Here is an 18,025-nt window from a genome sequence, read left to right as displayed (position 1 = left end):
CTATAGTAACCTGAATTTTGCAGTTGAATTGATGAAAAAACAGCCTTGAATCTATGTGAATACTGGTTTCTTGGCTGTTTCTGTTTGTCATAAAGTTGTTGTGTTTTCTACCCCTTTTTGACCTCACCTAAAATTTTTTTAATTTCCCCTAGAGACATGTATTTCTTCCCAAAATCTAAATTTAATTCTTTTCCAATAGCTGCAAGTATTTCGTCATAATGATCAAACAGATAGTAATTTTCCTGGATATGGCTACACGATGCCTTTTTCAGGCTTTCTATTATAGCTGTAATGGAATGTTTTCCTTTCAGGCGATGTTCCAGTACCCGTGCAATTACGAGTGATACGAAACAAGTAAGGAAATGGGCTTCAATATGTTCCGGTCTTGATAGGTATACCGGTCGGCTTTCCAAATCGCTTTTAGTCACTCTGAATGATTCTTCTATTTTCCAGAGACCTCTATATATTTCAATGATTCGCTCATCCGATTCTTCAAACTCACTGGTTATGATGGCATAATAACCGTCAAATGCTTCTTCCTTTCTTAGCTTTTCTTCATCAAGAAGCAGTGCCTCTTTGGCATCTTTCAGTATCTCGCCTGTTTTCTTGTCAAAGGTCAAATTTTTCACGTATTTGGCAGCACCAACAGATGTCGCCTTATTAAACCTAGAAGGAGAATCGATAAGATCTTTCGCCTTTTTCAGCGCAGGAGCACGATCTGCTTTTGCTTTCTGTGCATATTTTTCGCTATAGAAAATAACTTGTTTTTCATCGACTCTTTTCTTCAGTTTCTTCCCATTTCTTGATGTGACGGTAATCTCTCGTGGATAGAGCCTTGATTTGATTTTGAAACCTTTACCAATAGTGCGGTAATTATTCTGATCAAGGACATAATCTTTGAATTTCTTATTGGCACCACGGACAGAATAACTAAGGACGTATCCATTTTTGGCCGAAAGGGTGTACCAAATATTGTCACCAGTAGTCATTCCTTTATCTGCCACTACAATTGTCCGACCAAGTGAGAAATGACGTTGGATATTTCCAAGCATCGGGATTAACGTTTGTTTGTCAAGCATGTTTCCTGGATGAAGACCGTATGTAATGGGAATACCGTTCGTGTCTATAAATAATCCCATCTGAACAATTGGATCGGGGCGGTGTTCTTTAGAAACTCCCTTTTTTCGTAAATCATCAGGATCATCAATTTCAAAGTAATAATTTGTCACATCATAATAGACAAGGCTTGTATTTCGGTCATATTGTTCCTTTATCCGTTCATGAATCCATAATTGTAGTGCATCTTTATGTTTGTTGAAGAAGGGTAAGCACCGATAGACATCATCCAACGAGAAATTAGTATTTTCAAAGAACGTGTCCTTGTTTTCGTATGTTTTCTTTTTGGAGCCAGGATAAAGTAATCGGGCAAATACAAGAAGTTTCATAATGCTGTTCGCATCGTAGCCACTTTTGATATGGCGCTGACGATTTGTAAGAAAGGTATGGATGCCAAGCTCGTGATAGATCTTACTTAACGCGGCATAGCCAAAGTTCTTTCGGTTGGATTCATCCTTTTCGAGCCTATCCTCATTACTGACGCGAAAGGTCATCGTGAACTTATCTTCATTTTGTTGTTGATTCATCTGTTTTACCTTTGTTTCAAAAAAGGCAATTGGATCATCGTACTTTTTTTCCAATTCATCAAGATACCCAAGGGATTCAATCGTTTTGGACTTTGATTTTTTGGTAACCTTGTCACGATAGCCATGAACAATGGACAAATAAGTACGACCCGTTCTTTTGTTTTTCACTTTTTTGAGAAACATCCACGCACCTCCTTCTTGTCGATTCCTTATGTATACTACCATTATATCGTTATATACAACCATAGTCAACATAAATATGACAATAAAATAAAATAAAAACACCCGTAATCATCAATAAAATCAATGATTACGGGTTAGCGATTGATTAGAGGTTCTGCAAAACTAGGGTGTAATCTTAGAAGAGCAAAATTAACTTGCTTTACTTTACACCATATTGCCATCTGTTATAATAAAATAATCGAATGGTCAGACCACTGTGTGTTGAAATGATTTACAATACTTGTGCTAAGGGAGCGGATGATCTGTGGCGAATTTGAGAGAAGAAGCATTACATATGCATAAAAAAAATAAGGGGAAATTGTCCACGCAATCCAAGGTACCGGTGCGTAATGCAAGAGATTTAAGCTTGGCGTATTCACCATGGGTTGCCGAACCTTGTAAAGAAATACATGACCGGAAAGAGTCAGTCTATGATTATACGATGAAGGGGAATATGGTTGCAGTTGTTAGTGATGGCTCGGCTGTGTTAGGGCTTGGCAATATTGGACCCGAGGCAGCATTGCCTGTTATGGAAGGAAAATCTGTTTTGTTTAAAACATTCGCCGGTGTTGATTCATTTCCAATTTGTTTGGATACGAATAAAATTGACGAAATTGTACAAACAGTAAAACTGATGGAACCAACATTTGGCGGCGTTAATTTAGAAGATATTGCTGCCCCGAATTGCTTTATTATTGAAGAAAAGCTGAAAAAAGAAACGAGTATCCCAATTTTTCATGATGATCAGCACGGCACAGCGATTGTCACCGTTGCCGGGTTGATTAATGCTTTAAAATTGGTAGGGAAATCATTTTCGGAAATTAGAGTTGTGGCAAATGGTGCAGGTGCAGCGGGTATTGCGATTATAAAACTGCTGTATCATTTTGGTGTGCGAGAAATGATCATGTGCGACTCGAAAGGTGCTATTTTTGAAGGACGATCATACGGGATGAATGAAGTGAAAGATCGAGTTGCAAAAATGACAAATAAAGATAAAAAAGAAGGAAAATTGGAAGAAGTGCTGGAAGGTGCAGACGTCTTTATTGGTGTTTCCGTTGGTGGTCTATTATCAAAAGAAATGGTAGCGAAGATGAATGAGGATCCAATTATTTTTGCGATGGCTAACCCGGAACCGGAAATAATGCCGGAAGATGCAAAAGCGGCTGGTGCAAAAGTGATTGGTACGGGAAGATCTGATTTCCCCAACCAAGTGAATAATGTTTTGGCTTTCCCTGGTATTTTCCGTGGCGCACTTGATGTACGAGCTACCAGAATAAACGAAAAGATGAAAGTAGCAGCAGCGGAGGCAATTGCATCCTTAATTACAGGTGATGAATTAAATGCTGATTATGTTATTCCAGCCCCGTTCGACGGTCGTGTTGCACCGTTAGTGGCGTCCAGTGTTGCTAAAGCTGCAATGGAATCCGGTGTTGCCAGAATCCAGGTTGACCCGGAAGCGGTTGCCGAAAGAACAAGAAAACTGACAAAAATTGATGCTGATTGATGGTAGAAAGGATATTGAAAAGGTCTGGTATATTGTTTTTGATCCTATAGGAGTATAACAGGGTTGTGTAAGAATCACGAATACAAAAAGCATATCAAGTGTATTGCAGGAAATTGGCAGGTTTATTTCGCATCAACGTACGGTAATACCCTAGCCTCTAAGCGTAAGTATACCGAAAACATGAAAGTAGGGGATAACAGCCCGTTTTAGGAACAAAGGCGCTGGAGCCGGACGTGGCCTACCCTCACATGAGCGGAATAGAGCCTGGATTCTTATACTTTCTTACCTAGGAACAAAGACTAAAAACGCCACGTCCTTATGTCTTCGTCTTTGTGACGCACATCGTGTAGGCTTCAACTAAGATTTAGTGGGGGGTCCTACACTGAATGAAGTTTCACTTTATTTGCTCAGGTATCTAATTTTGGAAATAGTAAATAATTGAAATCGACGACTTATGACACCTTTTTTATTTCAACGTTATTATACTATATTAGATTGGTAACAAAACTACCAATGGTTAGGAAAAGGGCGCTTTTGGTGTCAAAAGGGGGAATAAACCTTGCTTAAAGATTTTTTTGGCAAGAAAAAGAAATATGCAACCATTCCAAGTGAACAAGGAAAACTGGATGTTCCAGAAGGTTTAATGAAAAAATGTGATAGCTGTCATAAAATTTATTACCGCAAAGAGATGAAAAAAAATAATAATGTTTGTCCGAATTGCGGATATCATCACCCGTTAACTGCATGGGAACGGATCGACAGTTTGTTTGATGAGGGAACCTTTCAGGAATGGGACAAGCAGCTGACTTCAGGCAATCCGCTAGAATTTCCAGGTTACGAAGAAAAGCTGGAAAAGGATCGTATTAAAACAGGATTGAATGAGGGTGTCGTAACCGGAAAGGGCATGATAGACGGACAAGGTACTGCGTTTAGTGTCATGGATTCAAGTTTTAGAATGGGTAGTATGGGATCTGTGATGGGAGAAAAAATTACCCGAGCGATTGAAAACGCCCAGCAGGAAGCATTGCCATTTATCATTTTCACCGCTTCTGGTGGTGCCAGAATGCAAGAAGGCGTATTAAGCTTAATGCAAATGGCCAAAACATCTGTTGCGATCAAACGATTCAGTGATGCGGGAGGGCTGATGATTTCCATTATGACGCATCCAACAACTGGTGGTGTCTCGGCCAGTTTTGCATCAATCGGAGATTATACTTTTGCCGAACCAGGTGCCTTAATCGGATTTGCTGGAAGACGCATTATTGAACAGACCATCCGTGAGAAACTGCCGGATGATTTCCAAACGGCCGAGTTTCTATTCAAGCATGGGCAATTGGATCAGGTTGTTCATCGGCACGATTTGAAACAATTGCTGGCAGCATTGCTGATGATGCATCAAAAAGGTGGGAATAACACGTGAAACAGGTGCTGGAATTTGAAAAACCAATTGTAAATCTAAAAGAAAAAATAGCGGAACTTAAAAAATTCACAAAGGATAGTGAAATAGATTTATCAGAGGAAATCAGGACACTGGAACAAAGGCTGGCAACGTTGGAAGAAGATATATATGCTAACCTGCAACCGTGGGATCGTGTGCAAATGGCACGCCATCGGGAACGTCCGACGTCACTCGATTATATTGATGAACTATTCACAAACTTTATCGAATTTCATGGTGACCGCTATTATGGTGATGATGAGGCAATTGTAGCCGGTATTGCGTACTACAAGGATAAACCCGTTACCGTCATCGGCCATCAGCGTGGGAAAGATACGAAAGAAAATATTCGCAGAAACTTTGGCATGCCGCATCCGGAGGGTTACCGCAAGGCACTAAGGCATATGAAGCAGGCAGAGAAATTTAATCGGCCGATTATTTGTTTAATTGATACAAAGGGTGCTTACCCTGGTAAAGCAGCAGAAGAACGTGGACAAAGTGAAGCAATTGCCAAAAATCTAATGGAAATGGCAGGTTTGACCGTACCAATCGTTTGTATTGTTATTGGGGAAGGTGGAAGTGGCGGTGCATTGGCATTAGGCGTTGGCGATCATATACATATGCTCGAAAACGCAACCTATTCGGTTATCTCGCCTGAAGGGGCAGCGGCATTACTATGGAAAGACGCTAACCTTGCTCAAAAAGCAGCAGAAACAATGAAAATTACTTCATACGATTTAAAACAGCTTGGTGTAGTGGACAATATTATTCCGGAACCTAGAGGTGGTGCACACCGGGATATTAAACAGCAGGCAGTTAATATTGATAAGGTTCTAAAGGCTTCATTGGATCGTCTGACAAGCCTGTCTGTTGATGATTTATTAGAAAAAAGATGGGAAAAATATAAACGTATCGGTGACTACACAAAGATGGAATAGACGTATTACTAATCTTGAGATTGACTGTTGTCAATCTCAAGATCGTTTTTGGGGAATGATTAGCATAAAAGAAGTTCGATAAAAGTCAGACATTGATGTTCTATTGGCCCTGTTTCTAAACTCCTGACGAGTATTATCACGTTTCCTCTGTACGATGCATATCCAGAGATGCTTTCCTTTGTGTTCCAACTGTACCGCCGTGAACTTCAACATACAGGACATGCTATTGCAGGCGTTATCACAGGACGTGACGGTTTTAGCCTGCTCTTCTCCCCTCCTTCCCGTTTTTGGTTACTCACGTATAGTGGCGGGATATTACAGCCCGTTAATGCATGATAAAATCTAATAATTGATATTTTGGGTTATTAGGATTATCTTTATAGTAGGAATGACAGTAATAATATTAATTTTGTACATCCTGAGGTGAAGAAATGGAAAAGATAGGAGTATTAACAAGTGGCGGCGACGCACCAGGCATGAACGCAGCAATTCGCGCAGTGGTTAGAAAGGCTATTTACCATGGTGTCGACGTCTATGGAATAAAAAATGGTTATCAAGGGTTAATTGATGGCAATATGGAAAAGATGGAAATTGGCTCTGTTGGCGATATCATTCAACGGGGAGGTACCATATTACGCTCTGCCAGATGTGATGAATTTAAAACAGATGAGGGACAGGAAAAAGGGATCGCTCAATTGAAAAAATTTGGTATTGATGGGCTGATCGTTATTGGCGGAGATGGCAGCTTTCGTGGGGCTCAAAAACTGACGGAAAAAGGGTATCCGTGTGTTGGGGTTCCAGGTACAATTGATAATGATATTTCTGGCACAGATTTTACGATTGGCTTTGATACCGCGCTAAATACCATTATTGAAGCAATTGATAAAATCAGGGATACAGCAACATCGCATGAACGCACGTATGTTATTGAGGTAATGGGCAGAGATGCCGGGGATTTGGCTTTATGGGCAGGTCTTGCTGATGGAGCGGAAAGCATATTGATCCCTGAGAAGTCCGATGACTTTTCAGAGGTTATTGACCGGCTGACGCGTGGCCATGAACGTGGGAAAAAACACAGTATTATCGTTTTAGCTGAAGGTGTTGGCAGCGGCTTTTCTTATGGTCAACGTATTCAGGAAGCGACGAATCTGGAAACACGTGTTACTGTTTTAGGGCATATCCAGCGCGGCGGATCACCAACCGCTCAAGATCGTGTTCTGGCTAGTCGATTAGGAGCCCAGGCGGTAGATATATTGCTATCAGAGAAAGCAGGCCGTATGGTTGGTATAGAAAATAATATGCTGGTTGACCACGATATACAGGAAGTGCTATCAAGCAAGCACCACATTAATTTTGATATGTACAAACTATCAAAAGAGCTATCAATTTAAATTGAAATGAATAATGGAGGAGCTTTTTTATGAGAAAAACAAAAATCATATGTACAATTGGACCTGCTTCCGAATCGGTTGAAACGTTGGAACAATTGATTGAATCAGGTATGAATGTTGCCCGCTTGAATTTTTCTCACGGTGATTTTGCCGAACATGGCAGCCGGATTAAAAACATTAGAGAAGCTGCGGAGAAAAAGGGACAGACGGTTGCCATTCTTTTGGATACAAAAGGGCCGGAAATTAGGACTGGTACGTTTGAAAATGGTGAAGCAGAACTACTCGAAGGGAACACTGTATATGTGTCAATGGAAGAAGTGGAGGGTACTGCTGAACGTTTTTCTATTACATACCCCGGTTTAATTGACGATGTGCATAAAGGATCAAAGATTTTACTTGATGACGGGCTAATTGAATTGGAAGTAACAGAAATTGACAAAGAGCAAAATGAACTGAAAACGAAGGCATTAAATTCCGGTACAATCAAAAATAAAAAAGGCGTTAATGTGCCGAATGTTAAGGTGAATTTGCCTGGGATAACAGAAAAGGATGCGAAAGATATTGAATTTGGCATTCAGGAGGGTATTGATTTTATTGCCGCATCATTTGTCCGCAGACCGTCAGATGTATTTGAAATAAGGGAATTGCTGGAGAAGCATAATGCAACCCACATTCAAATCATTCCTAAAATCGAAAACCAGGAAGGTGTTGACAATATTGACGGTATCCTGGAGGTATCTGATGGTATCATGGTTGCACGCGGTGATTTAGGTGTCGAAATACCTGCTGAAGATGTTCCACTTGTACAAAAAGAATTGATTCATAAATGTAACACTGCAGGTAAACCAGTTATTACGGCAACACAAATGCTTGATTCGATGCAGCGTAATCCACGTCCGACACGGGCAGAATCATCAGATGTGGCGAATGCGATATTCGATGGTACGGACGCGATTATGTTATCTGGTGAAACAGCAGCGGGTCATTATCCGGTTGAATCGGTAGCAACGATGAGCTGTATCGCATTAAAGGCAGAGACCGCATTAGATCACAAGATGATTTTAACAAATCGCTCGAAATCGGTTGATATGACGATTACGGATGCAATCAGCCAATCGGTAACACATACAGCAATGAATTTGTCCGTTAGTGCGATTATTACTCCGACAGAAAGCGGTCATACAGCAAGGATGATCTCAAAATACCGTCCGAAAGCTCCAATTGTTGCTGTTACATTCGCAGAACGGGTGAACCGCCAGTTAGCATTAGTATGGGGTGTTTATGCCGTTATGGGTGGAAAGGCGCACTCTACTGATGAAATGCTTGATGTTGCAATTGATCGTGGCTTAAGTACCAATTTGTTTAAGCGCGGCAGCAGGGTAATTATTACGGCAGGTGTTCCCGTCGGAGAATCCGGTACGACGAATTTGATGAAAGTGCATGTAATTGGTGATGTGGTTGCCAAAGGACAAGGCCTTGGCCGCCGCAGTGCATATGGAAAAGTTGTGGTAGCTAAAAATGCCAAAGAAGCTTTAGAAAAGGTTGATGAGGATGATATAATTGTAACTTATGGTACGGATCGAGATATGATGCCTGCAATTGAAAAAGCCGGTGGGATCATTACCGAAGAAGGTGGGTTAACCTCACATGCTGCAGTGGTTGGGCTTAGTCTCGGTATCCCAGTTATCGTCGGTGTGAAAAATGTATTTGATTTACTAAAAGATGGGGAAGATATTACAATCGATGCTGCGAAAGGTGACATATATAGAGGACATGCAAGTGTATTGTAAAAATGGAGGGGAATTCCCTTCATTTTTTTACAAAAGTTTGGAAAGGGTGAACGATCTTGCGCTGGATATTACTTGCATTATTAATTATCCCCGCAATGGAAATAGGTGTATTCGTCTGGGCAGGCGGTATCATTGGACCATGGTGGGTTGTTTTTATCATCTTAGTAACCGGGATTGTTGGAGTTACGATCGCTAAACAACAAGGGATGGAAACATGGAGACGCGCCCGGAAGTTAGTGAGTCAGGGGCAAGCACCTACCTCAGAAATTGTTGACGGAATTTGCATTTTTATTGGGGCAGTGTTTTTGTTTACTCCCGGTTTTATTACGGATACAATTGGTTTCCTGCTGGTGCTGCCGTGGACCAGAACCCCATTCAGGAACTGGCTGCAACGTTTCATTAAGGACAAAATGAACAAAGGCACGATTATCTATCGCAAGTGGTAAAAGTTACCCTTTAATAAACAAGCCTAATTGCCGGAAAACCCCTGATTGCTGAAGTGCATTCAATAATACTAACACGATTGGGGCAATGATAAGTCCAAATACCCCCCATACCTGCATTCCAAGAAAAACTGCAATAAGTACTGCTAACGGATTAACGCCTATAGAAGCAGATAATAATTTAGGCTCCAGAAATTGGCGACCAACGATAATAACCATATAAAGTATCGATAAACTGATAGTCATCGAATAATTTTCAGTTAAAAATAGATAAATAATCCATGGAATAAATATGATACCAGTTCCAATGTATGGAAATAAATCTACAGCAGCAGCGATGAAGGCAATCGTCAAGGCATGGTCAATACGTATCAATTGCAGACCAACGAAAATGGTGATTCCCGTGATCGTGATAAGAATGATTTGTGCCTTGAAAAAACCGGAAAGTGCATGTTTTAAATGATTCCATACTTCCCTGCCTGAGTCACGTGCATTTAACGGAATTAATTTCTGGAATGTTTGCTTTAAAGAAAACCAATCCTTTGTAATAAAAAATGTTGCTAATACAATAAATGTTAATATGGCAAATGATGTTGGCAGCATCCGTAAAGCGGCTGGTATTTTTAGCAGTAAATGCTGGAGTATGGCAGTGCCGGATGAAGCAATTTCGCTTGCTAGTTGCTGGATGTTTTGCTGGATTGCCTGTTGCTGATCTGGATCCAATGTATGAAAAAAGGATGCAATTTTATGATAAAGTGGCAGAACTTCGGTTTCTAAAAAATTCTCTATATAAGTAATGAATGTTATAAAGTGGGCAGGAATAATTTCTGCCAAATAGGTAGTCCCTTGGATAATTTCGGTAATGATAAGAATAATACTACTAATAATAACCGTAAAAAATCCAATCATCACTGCAGCCACAGCAATTGCCCGTGGAAGCCTCCCCTTTTTTTCCATAAAGGTAACAACCGGATTAAACATAAATGAAAGAATGATGGCAACAATAATTGGATACAGATACACCATTGTGTATTTTAAAAAGAAATATGCAGAAAGAATCACCGCAACAACAAGGAAAAGCCGCATTACCTGAAAGATTCGCTGCTTGTACACTTTTTCACCTCATTACAATCGATTACCACCTGTACTTATTTATTTATGTGTCGGGAACAAAAAATAGACTGGAAATGTACAAGTAATTCCAAAAAGTTGTTAACAAATGGTTTGCCAACCGTAATTTTGTGTAAAAGAAGACCAACTGATAAGCGGCGAACGCTGGAATTGGCCCACGTCTTGTGCAACGTGCAGGCAAGGCGCTCGGGATCTACGCCACCTCAACCTTCAAGCACAGATTCGGCGACTTTTGAACACACATTAAAATGAACGTTTTGTGAAAAATTTTGCGGATTTCAATCGCTTTCGATTCACAATAGTTTCGGAATACTTTATAATTGTGCATGGGGGATAACAATGTTGTATTTTTATAAGGGATGCTGTCAAAAATATTTCATAACTATTTGTCATAAGCAGCAAATTATAGAAAAGGAGAGGGTTTGTTATGACAACAACGAAAGGTCTTGAAGGGGTTGTAGCAACTCAATCGTCAATTAGTTCCATTATAGATGATCAACTTACATATGTTGGTTATAGAATTGATGATCTAGCCGAGCATTCCAGTTTTGAAGAGGTAGTTTATTTGTTATGGAATTTAAAACTCCCGACAAAATCGGAATTGGACGCATTCAAAGCAGACCTTGCAGCAAATATGGAACTTCCGGAAGCAGTTATTGCCCATTTGCGCTCATATGATTTATCTACTGTCCATCCAATGGCTGCACTACGGACGGCTGTATCTTTATTAGGATTATATGACGATGAAGCAGATGTAATGGAAGAAGCTGCAAACAAGCGTAAAGCAGTTCGTCTGCAGGCGAAAATGGCTACAATTGTGACGGCCTTGGCCCGGATTCGCCAAGGGAAGAATCCGGTTGGACCGAAGAAGGAATTAGGATTCGCCGCCAATTTCCTCTATATGCTGAATGGGGAAGAAGCAAACGATATCGAAGTGGAGGCCATCAACAAAGCACTTGTATTACATGCAGACCATGAGTTAAATGCATCCACATTCACTGCCCGCGTTTGCGTTGCAACATTGTCCGATATTTATTCTGGTGTGACCGCTGCGATCGGCGCTTTAAAAGGGCCACTTCATGGTGGTGCGAATGAACGTGTGATGAAAATGCTAACGGAAATTGGCGAAGAAGAAAATGCTATTCCGTACATTAAAGAAAAGATTGCCAACAAAGAAAAAATTATGGGGATGGGACACCGAGTATACCGTAATGGCGATCCACGTGCAAAACATTTAAAACGGATGTCAAAAGAATTGACAAAAATTACTGGTCAGGCAAAGTGGTATAACATGTCGGTGAAAATTGAAGATTATATTAAAGAAAATAAAGGCCTTCCAGCAAATGTGGATTTCTATTCTGCATCGGTTTATCACAGCCTGGGTATTGATCATGATCTTTTCACACCGATTTTTGCAACTAGCCGTGTTTCCGGATGGTTAGCACATATTCTTGAGCAATACGACAACAACCGGCTGATTCGCCCACGCGCGGAATATATCGGACCTAAAACACAGGAATACGTTGCAATTGAAAATCGCTAAGCTGTGTAACTTAGGGGGCAATTATCATGCGCTTTTTTGCACGTTGAGAATGAAGTTTTTCTAAAAATCCTGCTACCCTAATCTTATCGGAAATCCTGAATGTAGCCGGTTTCTGCCGGCTATTATCACGTTTAGATTTAAATATGATAGAATAGAAATGTATGAAGATGAACTAGGAGGTTTTTTTATGTCACAGGGAGAAAAAATTACTGTCGAAAATGGGAGAATGAACGTACCGGATCGTCCGATTATTCCATTTATTGAAGGAGACGGAATTGGGCCGGATATTTGGTCTGCCGCAAGTAAAGTGATCGAAGCGGCAGTAGAAAAGGCATACAATGGTAAAAAATCCATTGAATGGAAAGAAGTATATGCAGGTCAAAAAGCATTCGATAAAACGGGGGAATGGCTGCCGGACGAAACACTTAAAACAATTGACGAATATAAAATCGCAATTAAAGGACCACTTACAACACCAATTGGCGGCGGCATCCGTTCACTAAATGTAGCATTGCGTCAACAACTGGATCTATTCACATGCCTTCGTCCGGTCCGCTATTTTAATGGCGTACCATCGCCGGTAAAACGCCCGGAAGAAGTGGATATGGTTATTTTCCGTGAAAACACAGAAGATATCTATGCAGGAATTGAATGGCAAAAAGGTACTCCAGAAGTGAAAAAAGTGATTGAATTTCTTAAAAAAGAAATGGATGTACATAATATCCGCTTTCCGGAAACTTCCGGTATCGGTATTAAACCAATTTCTGAGGAAGGTACAAAACGCCTTGTCCGTGCAAGCATTCAATATGCGCTAAATGAAGGGCGTAAAAGTGTCACACTTGTTCATAAAGGAAACATCATGAAATTCACTGAAGGTGCTTTTAAGGCTTGGGGTTATGAGGTTGCAGAACAAGAATTTGGTGACAAGGTATTTACATGGGCTGAATATGACCGTCTTGTCGAAAAAGATGGAAAGGAAGCAGCTAACCAAGCTCAAGATGCAGCAGTTGCTGCTGGCAAAATCATCGTGAAAGATGCGATTGCCGATATCTTCCTGCAACAAATCCTGACTCGACCTAGTGAGTTTGATGTTGTGGCAACAATGAACCTGAATGGGGACTACATTTCTGATGCACTTGCAGCACAGGTTGGCGGAATTGGTATTGCACCTGGAGCTAATATTAACTATGATACCGGCCATGCCATTTTTGAAGCGACACACGGTACTGCACCAAAGTATGCCGGACTTGATAAAGTGAATCCATCATCAGTTATTCTCTCAGCTGTATTAATGCTGGAACACTTGGAATGGAGAGAAGCTGCAGATTTAATCGCCAAGGCAATGGATAAAACAATTGCGTCTAAAGTAGTAACCTATGACTTTGCCCGCTTAATGGACGGAGCAAAAGAAGTAAAATGCTCCGAATTTGGCGAAGAGCTAATTAAAAATATGGAATAAGTACAAAAACGGGAGCCCCGTTTTCAGGGAGACTTGTTAAAACCAACACGTCCTGTGCCAGGTGCATATGCATGCTGCGTATGGGCTATACCCTGGAGCTGGACGTGGCTCCATTCTGCTATTCAGATAGGAATTGTTTTCATTCTGTCAGATGTAAGGAAGGGGATTATAATGGCTATTAAACGTAATAAAATTTCTGTGATCGGTTCTGGTTTCACTGGTGCTACAACTGCACTGATGCTTGCCCAAAAGGAACTTGGGGATGTTGTGCTTGTAGACATTCCAAACATGGAAGATCCGACAAAGGGAAAAGCATTGGACATGTTTGAAGCGAGCCCTGTACAAGGCTTCGATGCGAAAATCACCGGTACTTCAAACTACGAGGATACAAAAGATTCAGATTTGGTTATTATTACAGCTGGTGTGGCACGTAAACCGGGTATGAGTCGTGATGACTTGGTAAATACAAATGCAAAAATCATGAAAACTGTAGCAAAAGATGTTGCAAAATATTCACCACACTGTCTGATCGTTGTATTATCAAATCCGGTTGATGCGATGACGTACACAGCATTCAAGGAATCAGGATTTCCGAAAGAACGGGTTATTGGGCAATCCGGTGTGCTTGATACAGCACGGTTCCGCTCATTTATCGCTGAGGAATTGAACCTGTCTGTCAAGGATATTACCGGATTCGTTCTAGGTGGCCATGGGGATAACATGGTTCCGTTAATCCGTTATTCATATGCTGGTGGTATTCCATTAGAAAAATTAATTTCCAAGGACCGCTTAGACGAAATTGTTGCGCGTACTCGCACAGGCGGAGGAGAAATCGTCAGCCTTTTGGGCAATGGCAGTGCCTACTACGCTCCAGCAGCATCGCTTACGGTCATGGCTGAAGCAATTCTAAAAGATCAACGTCGTGTGATCCCTGCAATTGCATATCTTGAAGGGGAATACGGCTATTCTGATATTTATCTTGGAGTACCAACGATTCTTGGTGCGAACGGTATCGAAGAAATCATTGAATTAGATTTAACAGACGAAGAAAAAGCTGCATTAGATAAATCAGCAGATTCAGTGAAGAACGTATTGAAAGTTTTGCAATAAGGATTTTAACAAAGGCGCAAGCACCCGTTTAGCGACGTATGGACTGCGCCCGCGCAATGCGGGTGGTTCGGTGTTGCCGCGCAAAGCGGCGGTTTTAACCGAACATTCCTACCGTAGGAGATAAAGGAAACATGCCCCTGCAAAAGGGGTAGACGTGAGTTGGGCGCAAAGCCCGTTCTTAGTCGGCCTTCCTTCTTACCCGAACCGATGTTGACTTATCGTACGGAGGTGAGGGAAGTCCACTACAGCTTTAGCGCTGGAGCCGGACGTGGCTTACCCTGCTTAGAGCAGAATAGCGCCTAAATTATATACCTTCTTATCTTATAGCAAAGGCTCCTGTTTACGGAAGGAATGGTAAACAGGAGCCTTTTCCGTATCGTCAATGTGTTTGAGTGGGCTTTCTCCCATGTCATCGGTTATGCTTACTATAGAAAAATAGGATAAGATCTGTTATAATAGTAAACGCTTACATATACATTGGAGGTGGGGAAGGTGATTGATAAAAAGAGGCGTCTGGGCAAAAGAATTAACGAGTTGCAAATTGGCGATTCCTATACAGCTGAACATATAGTAGAAGATCGTGATTTATTGTTATATTTAGGGTTAACGGACGACGCTAATCCATTGTACATTCAACATGATTATGCAACGCAAACACCATATAAGCGGCCAATCGTTCCATCTGTTATGTTATTTGGCATGGTTTCTTCAATTATTTCCATGCATTTGCCTGGCCCCGGCAGCCATATCGTTCAACACGAAATGGCCTTTCCTAAACCTGTTTATCATCATTCAGAAGTGAAATTTACAACTGAAGTTATTGCAATCGATTATGACAACCATCATATAACATTATCCGTAATCGGTTATGATGTTGATGGCGATCAAGTGCTTAACGGTAAATTACTTGTCTGCCCTGCCTATAAACCAAAATCAATTACCGCAAGTTCGCTTGAGAATTTTTTCTAATTGATTAGTGCCGTTATAGACGGTGACATTTCCCCAAGGGAGAAAATATTCACTTGGGGAACAAGAATACCAGCTTACATTCACTTTGTAAAAAAATCTTTACGTTTCCACCTGTTCACATTTCGAGCACTTCACGATAAGATAAACTTATCACAGGTTATTCACCGGAATGGAGACTGTTTAATGGCAAAAAGAATTTTGATTGTCGATGATGAACAATCGATTGTCACGTTACTAAAATTTAATATTGAACAGGCAGGGTTTCAAACGGAGGTTGCTTATGATGGTGTTACAGCTGTCCAAAAGGCAGGAAAGAATGCATTTGATCTTATCGTGCTTGATCTAATGCTGCCTGGAATGGACGGAATGGAAGTCTGCGCATTTTTACGGGAAAATCAAGTGGACACCCCGATTTTAATGTTAACAGCAAGAGATGATGAAGTAGATAAAATATCTGGCCTTGAATCCGGCGCAGATGATTATTTAACAAAACCATTCAGCCCCAAAGAAGTAGTAGCAAGGATTAAGGCGATACTCAGGAGGACGGCAAAAGACAACAATTCCTATCAATCCTTTATCAAAGTGGGGGATCTGCTTATTTTTCCAGAACGATATGAAGCCGAAATGAATCAGGAGACTTTAACATTTACCCGCAAAGAATTTGAGCTCCTGCACTATTTAGCCAGTCATAAAGGAAAAGTACTATCGAGGGATCAGCTGTTAAGTGCGGTCTGGAACTATGATTTTGTTGGGGATACACGAATTGTTGATGTCCATGTCAGCCATTTACGTGAAAAAATTGAACCGGATTCCAAACGTCCAATCTATATCAAAACGATAAGAGGCCTGGGATATAAAATGGAGGAGCCACAGTGAAAAAATCGCTTTTTTCCAAACCGCTGATTTCGTACATAATTGGAATTTTTTTAATCATCTTTGCAACCGGTGCTGTGATTAGTCAATTAACATCAGAGTATATTATCCTGTTTTCTGTGCTTATCATTGAATTTATTGTGTTAATAATTATGCTGCTGCATGTTTTTGAGAAATACGTGAAGCCAATTAAAGCGGCTACGAAGACGGTCGACAAGCTTGTGAAAGGGAATTACCGGGCACGTATTCACCACCCGGAAATTGGCAGTGTTGGAGAATTAAGCAGAAAAATAAATATATTGGCCCGTAACCTAAGTGAGTTGTCGTTTCAGGAAGAGATGCAGGAGAAACAGCTGGTTACCGTAATTGATAATACGCAGAGCGGTTTGGTACTAATCGATGAAAAGGGATATGTACACCTGGTAAACCGGAAATTCATCTCCATGTTTGGCAAAAATCCGCGAGACTATGTCGGTTATCTCTATTATGACGTTTTAGAAAACGAGAGAATTCATCAGACCGTACAACAAACATTTCTTTATGAAAAAACAGTTAAAACATCGATAACGCAAACGAAAGAGCTTGAAAAAAAATATATTGAAATTGTTGGTGCACCTATTTTTAATGAAAAAAAAATGCTTAAGGGCGCCGTACTCGTGTTTTATGATATTACAGAATTAAAGAAATTGGAGATCATGCGGAAAGATTTCGTTGCTAATGTTTCCCATGAGCTGAAGACACCGATAACATCAATTAAAGGGTTTGCCGAAACGTTATTGGATGGTGCTGCAAAGGAACAGGAAACAAGAGAAAAATTTTTAGCGATTATTTTTGAAGAAAGTAAGCGATTAAATTTATTGATAGATGATTTATTGACGTTATCGAAATTGGAAAAGGATGAGTTTCGCCTGCATGTAACCGAAGTAAATGCTGCGGAATTGCTTCGTGATATTATTCCTATGTTTAAACAGCGCGCGGAAAATAAGCAAATTCAATTATCCGTAAATGTAGAACAAGGATTATCGATGAAGGTGGATGCCGATCGTTTCAAACAAGTAATCATTAATTTACTGGCAAATGCAATCAGTTATACACCCGAACATGGCGAAATAACGGTAACGATGGACGAAACAGACCAATCTATCCATGTTTCGGTTGCAGATACCGGGATCGGAATTCCACAGGATGCATTGCCTAGAATATTTGAACGTTTTTACCGGGTTGACAAGACCCGGAGCAGAAATACAGGCGGAACCGGTTTGGGACTGGCAATTGTCAAACATATTATGGAAGTACACGGCGGGAAAATCACGGTTGACAGTGAGCTGAACAAAGGTACAACTTTTCATGTTTATTTCCCAAAAGCTTAAATCTGGGCTATCTTTATAGAAGATAGCCTTTTTATATTAAAAAGCTAAACGAAACTGGTATAATAAAACTAACTGTTGTTGATGGGAACTGTTCCATTATTGTAATGGATGGGTTAGGAATCATTATTATCTTCATTGTATAGTTACCGATTATATTAATTTGTAAAAGTGTATCCGTCCGTACCGTGTGAATAAATTATA

At 40.5% G+C, this 18,025-nt stretch carries 14 protein-coding genes; 12 read left to right on the top strand and 2 right to left on the bottom strand.

The annotated features are described in order from the left end of the window. Nucleotides 1-107: 107 nt before the first annotated feature. Nucleotides 108-1,826, bottom strand: coding sequence for an IS1634 family transposase (locus CZ382_RS09085; RefSeq protein WP_088049902.1), 1,719 nt, complete (start codon nt 1,824-1,826; stop codon nt 108-110). Between the two features lie 334 nt (nt 1,827-2,160). Here CZ382_RS09085 and CZ382_RS09080 point away from each other — a divergent pair, with 334 nt between their 5' ends. The 6 genes from CZ382_RS09080 (at nt 2,161) to CZ382_RS09055 (ending at nt 9,372) form a co-directional block, all read left to right on the top strand. Further along, nucleotides 2,161-3,369 (top strand): NAD(P)-dependent malic enzyme, encoded by a 1,209-nt coding sequence (locus CZ382_RS09080; RefSeq protein ID WP_088051023.1) that lies wholly within the window; start codon nt 2,161-2,163, stop codon nt 3,367-3,369. 559 nt (nt 3,370-3,928) lie between these two features. Further along, the gene (gene accD / locus CZ382_RS09075; RefSeq protein WP_088050850.1) at nt 3,929-4,789 is read left to right on the top strand and encodes an acetyl-CoA carboxylase, carboxyltransferase subunit beta; all 861 of its coding nucleotides are present in this window, start codon (nt 3,929-3,931) and stop codon (nt 4,787-4,789) included. Next, a complete protein-coding gene (gene accA, locus CZ382_RS09070) occupies nt 4,786-5,745 on the top strand; it encodes an acetyl-CoA carboxylase carboxyl transferase subunit alpha (protein ID WP_088050849.1) in 960 nt (319 codons plus the stop codon). The genes accD and accA overlap by 4 nt, the downstream gene beginning before the upstream one ends. Before the next feature lie 431 nt (nt 5,746-6,176). Then, nucleotides 6,177-7,136 (top strand): 6-phosphofructokinase, encoded by a 960-nt coding sequence (pfkA, locus tag CZ382_RS09065; RefSeq protein WP_088050848.1) that lies wholly within the window; start codon nt 6,177-6,179, stop codon nt 7,134-7,136. A gap of 29 nt (nt 7,137-7,165) precedes the next feature. After that, nucleotides 7,166-8,926 carry a pyruvate kinase gene (gene pyk, locus CZ382_RS09060; RefSeq protein ID WP_088050847.1) on the top strand — a complete coding sequence of 587 codons (1,761 nt, stop codon included), beginning with the start codon at nt 7,166-7,168 and terminating at the stop codon, nt 8,924-8,926. A 56-nt stretch (nt 8,927-8,982) separates the two neighbouring features. Then, on the top strand, nt 8,983-9,372 hold the full coding sequence (locus tag CZ382_RS09055; RefSeq protein ID WP_088050846.1) for an FxsA family protein: 390 nt from the start codon (nt 8,983-8,985) through the stop codon (nt 9,370-9,372). Between the two features lie 3 nt (nt 9,373-9,375). Here CZ382_RS09055 and ytvI read toward each other — a convergent pair whose 3' ends face one another. Further along, the gene (gene ytvI / locus CZ382_RS09050; protein ID WP_088050845.1) at nt 9,376-10,482 is read right to left on the bottom strand and encodes a sporulation integral membrane protein YtvI; all 1,107 of its coding nucleotides are present in this window, start codon (nt 10,480-10,482) and stop codon (nt 9,376-9,378) included. Nucleotides 10,483-10,927: 445 nt separating this feature from the next. Between ytvI and citZ the strand changes: the two genes are divergently transcribed. The 6 genes from citZ (at nt 10,928) to pnpS (ending at nt 17,824) form a co-directional block, all read left to right on the top strand. Next, nucleotides 10,928-12,043: a citrate synthase gene (gene citZ, locus CZ382_RS09045; protein ID WP_088050844.1), complete on the top strand. Its 1,116-nt coding sequence runs from the start codon at nt 10,928-10,930 to the stop codon at nt 12,041-12,043. 187 nt (nt 12,044-12,230) lie between these two features. Beyond that, nucleotides 12,231-13,502 carry an NADP-dependent isocitrate dehydrogenase gene (icd, locus tag CZ382_RS09040; RefSeq protein WP_088050843.1) on the top strand — a complete coding sequence of 424 codons (1,272 nt, stop codon included), beginning with the start codon at nt 12,231-12,233 and terminating at the stop codon, nt 13,500-13,502. A gap of 171 nt (nt 13,503-13,673) precedes the next feature. Continuing rightward, nucleotides 13,674-14,612 carry a malate dehydrogenase gene (mdh, locus tag CZ382_RS09035; protein WP_088050842.1) on the top strand — a complete coding sequence of 313 codons (939 nt, stop codon included), beginning with the start codon at nt 13,674-13,676 and terminating at the stop codon, nt 14,610-14,612. Between the two features lie 492 nt (nt 14,613-15,104). Beyond that, a complete protein-coding gene (locus tag CZ382_RS09030) occupies nt 15,105-15,581 on the top strand; it encodes a MaoC/PaaZ C-terminal domain-containing protein (protein WP_088050841.1) in 477 nt (158 codons plus the stop codon). Between the two features lie 183 nt (nt 15,582-15,764). Beyond that, nucleotides 15,765-16,457, top strand: a complete 693-nt coding sequence (locus tag CZ382_RS09025) for a response regulator transcription factor (protein ID WP_088050840.1) — start codon at nt 15,765-15,767, stop codon at nt 16,455-16,457. Then, nucleotides 16,454-17,824 (top strand): two-component system histidine kinase PnpS, encoded by a 1,371-nt coding sequence (gene pnpS, locus CZ382_RS09020; RefSeq protein WP_088050839.1) that lies wholly within the window; start codon nt 16,454-16,456, stop codon nt 17,822-17,824. Before CZ382_RS09025 ends, pnpS begins: the two co-directional genes overlap by 4 nt. Nucleotides 17,825-18,025: the final 201 nt, after the last annotated feature.

The sequence above is a fragment of the Virgibacillus dakarensis genome (assembly GCF_900155625.1).
Classification (GTDB): Bacteria; Bacillota; Bacilli; order Bacillales; family Amphibacillaceae; genus Lentibacillus_C; species Lentibacillus_C populi.
Note: the sequence above shows the minus strand (reverse complement) of the source record. Positions and strands in the feature narration are given on the sequence as shown.

What these genes read in the sequence shown, in the direction of transcription:
- CZ382_RS09080 (WP_088051023.1), top strand. Translation starts at nt 2,161, where the DNA reads ATGCATAAAAAAAATAAGGGGAAATTGTCCACGCAATCCAAGGTACCG.
- CZ382_RS09025 (WP_088050840.1), top strand. Translation starts at nt 15,765, where the DNA reads ATGGCAAAAAGAATTTTGATTGTCGATGATGAACAATCGATTGTCACG.
- pfkA (WP_088050848.1), top strand. Translation starts at nt 6,177, where the DNA reads ATGGAAAAGATAGGAGTATTAACAAGTGGCGGCGACGCACCAGGCATG.
- citZ (WP_088050844.1), top strand. Translation starts at nt 10,928, where the DNA reads ATGACAACAACGAAAGGTCTTGAAGGGGTTGTAGCAACTCAATCGTCA.
- pyk (WP_088050847.1), top strand. Translation starts at nt 7,166, where the DNA reads ATGAGAAAAACAAAAATCATATGTACAATTGGACCTGCTTCCGAATCG.
- mdh (WP_088050842.1), top strand. Translation starts at nt 13,674, where the DNA reads ATGGCTATTAAACGTAATAAAATTTCTGTGATCGGTTCTGGTTTCACT.
- icd (WP_088050843.1), top strand. Translation starts at nt 12,231, where the DNA reads ATGTCACAGGGAGAAAAAATTACTGTCGAAAATGGGAGAATGAACGTA.
- CZ382_RS09085 (WP_088049902.1), bottom strand. Translation starts at nt 1,826, where the DNA reads ATGTTTCTCAAAAAAGTGAAAAACAAAAGAACGGGTCGTACTTATTTG.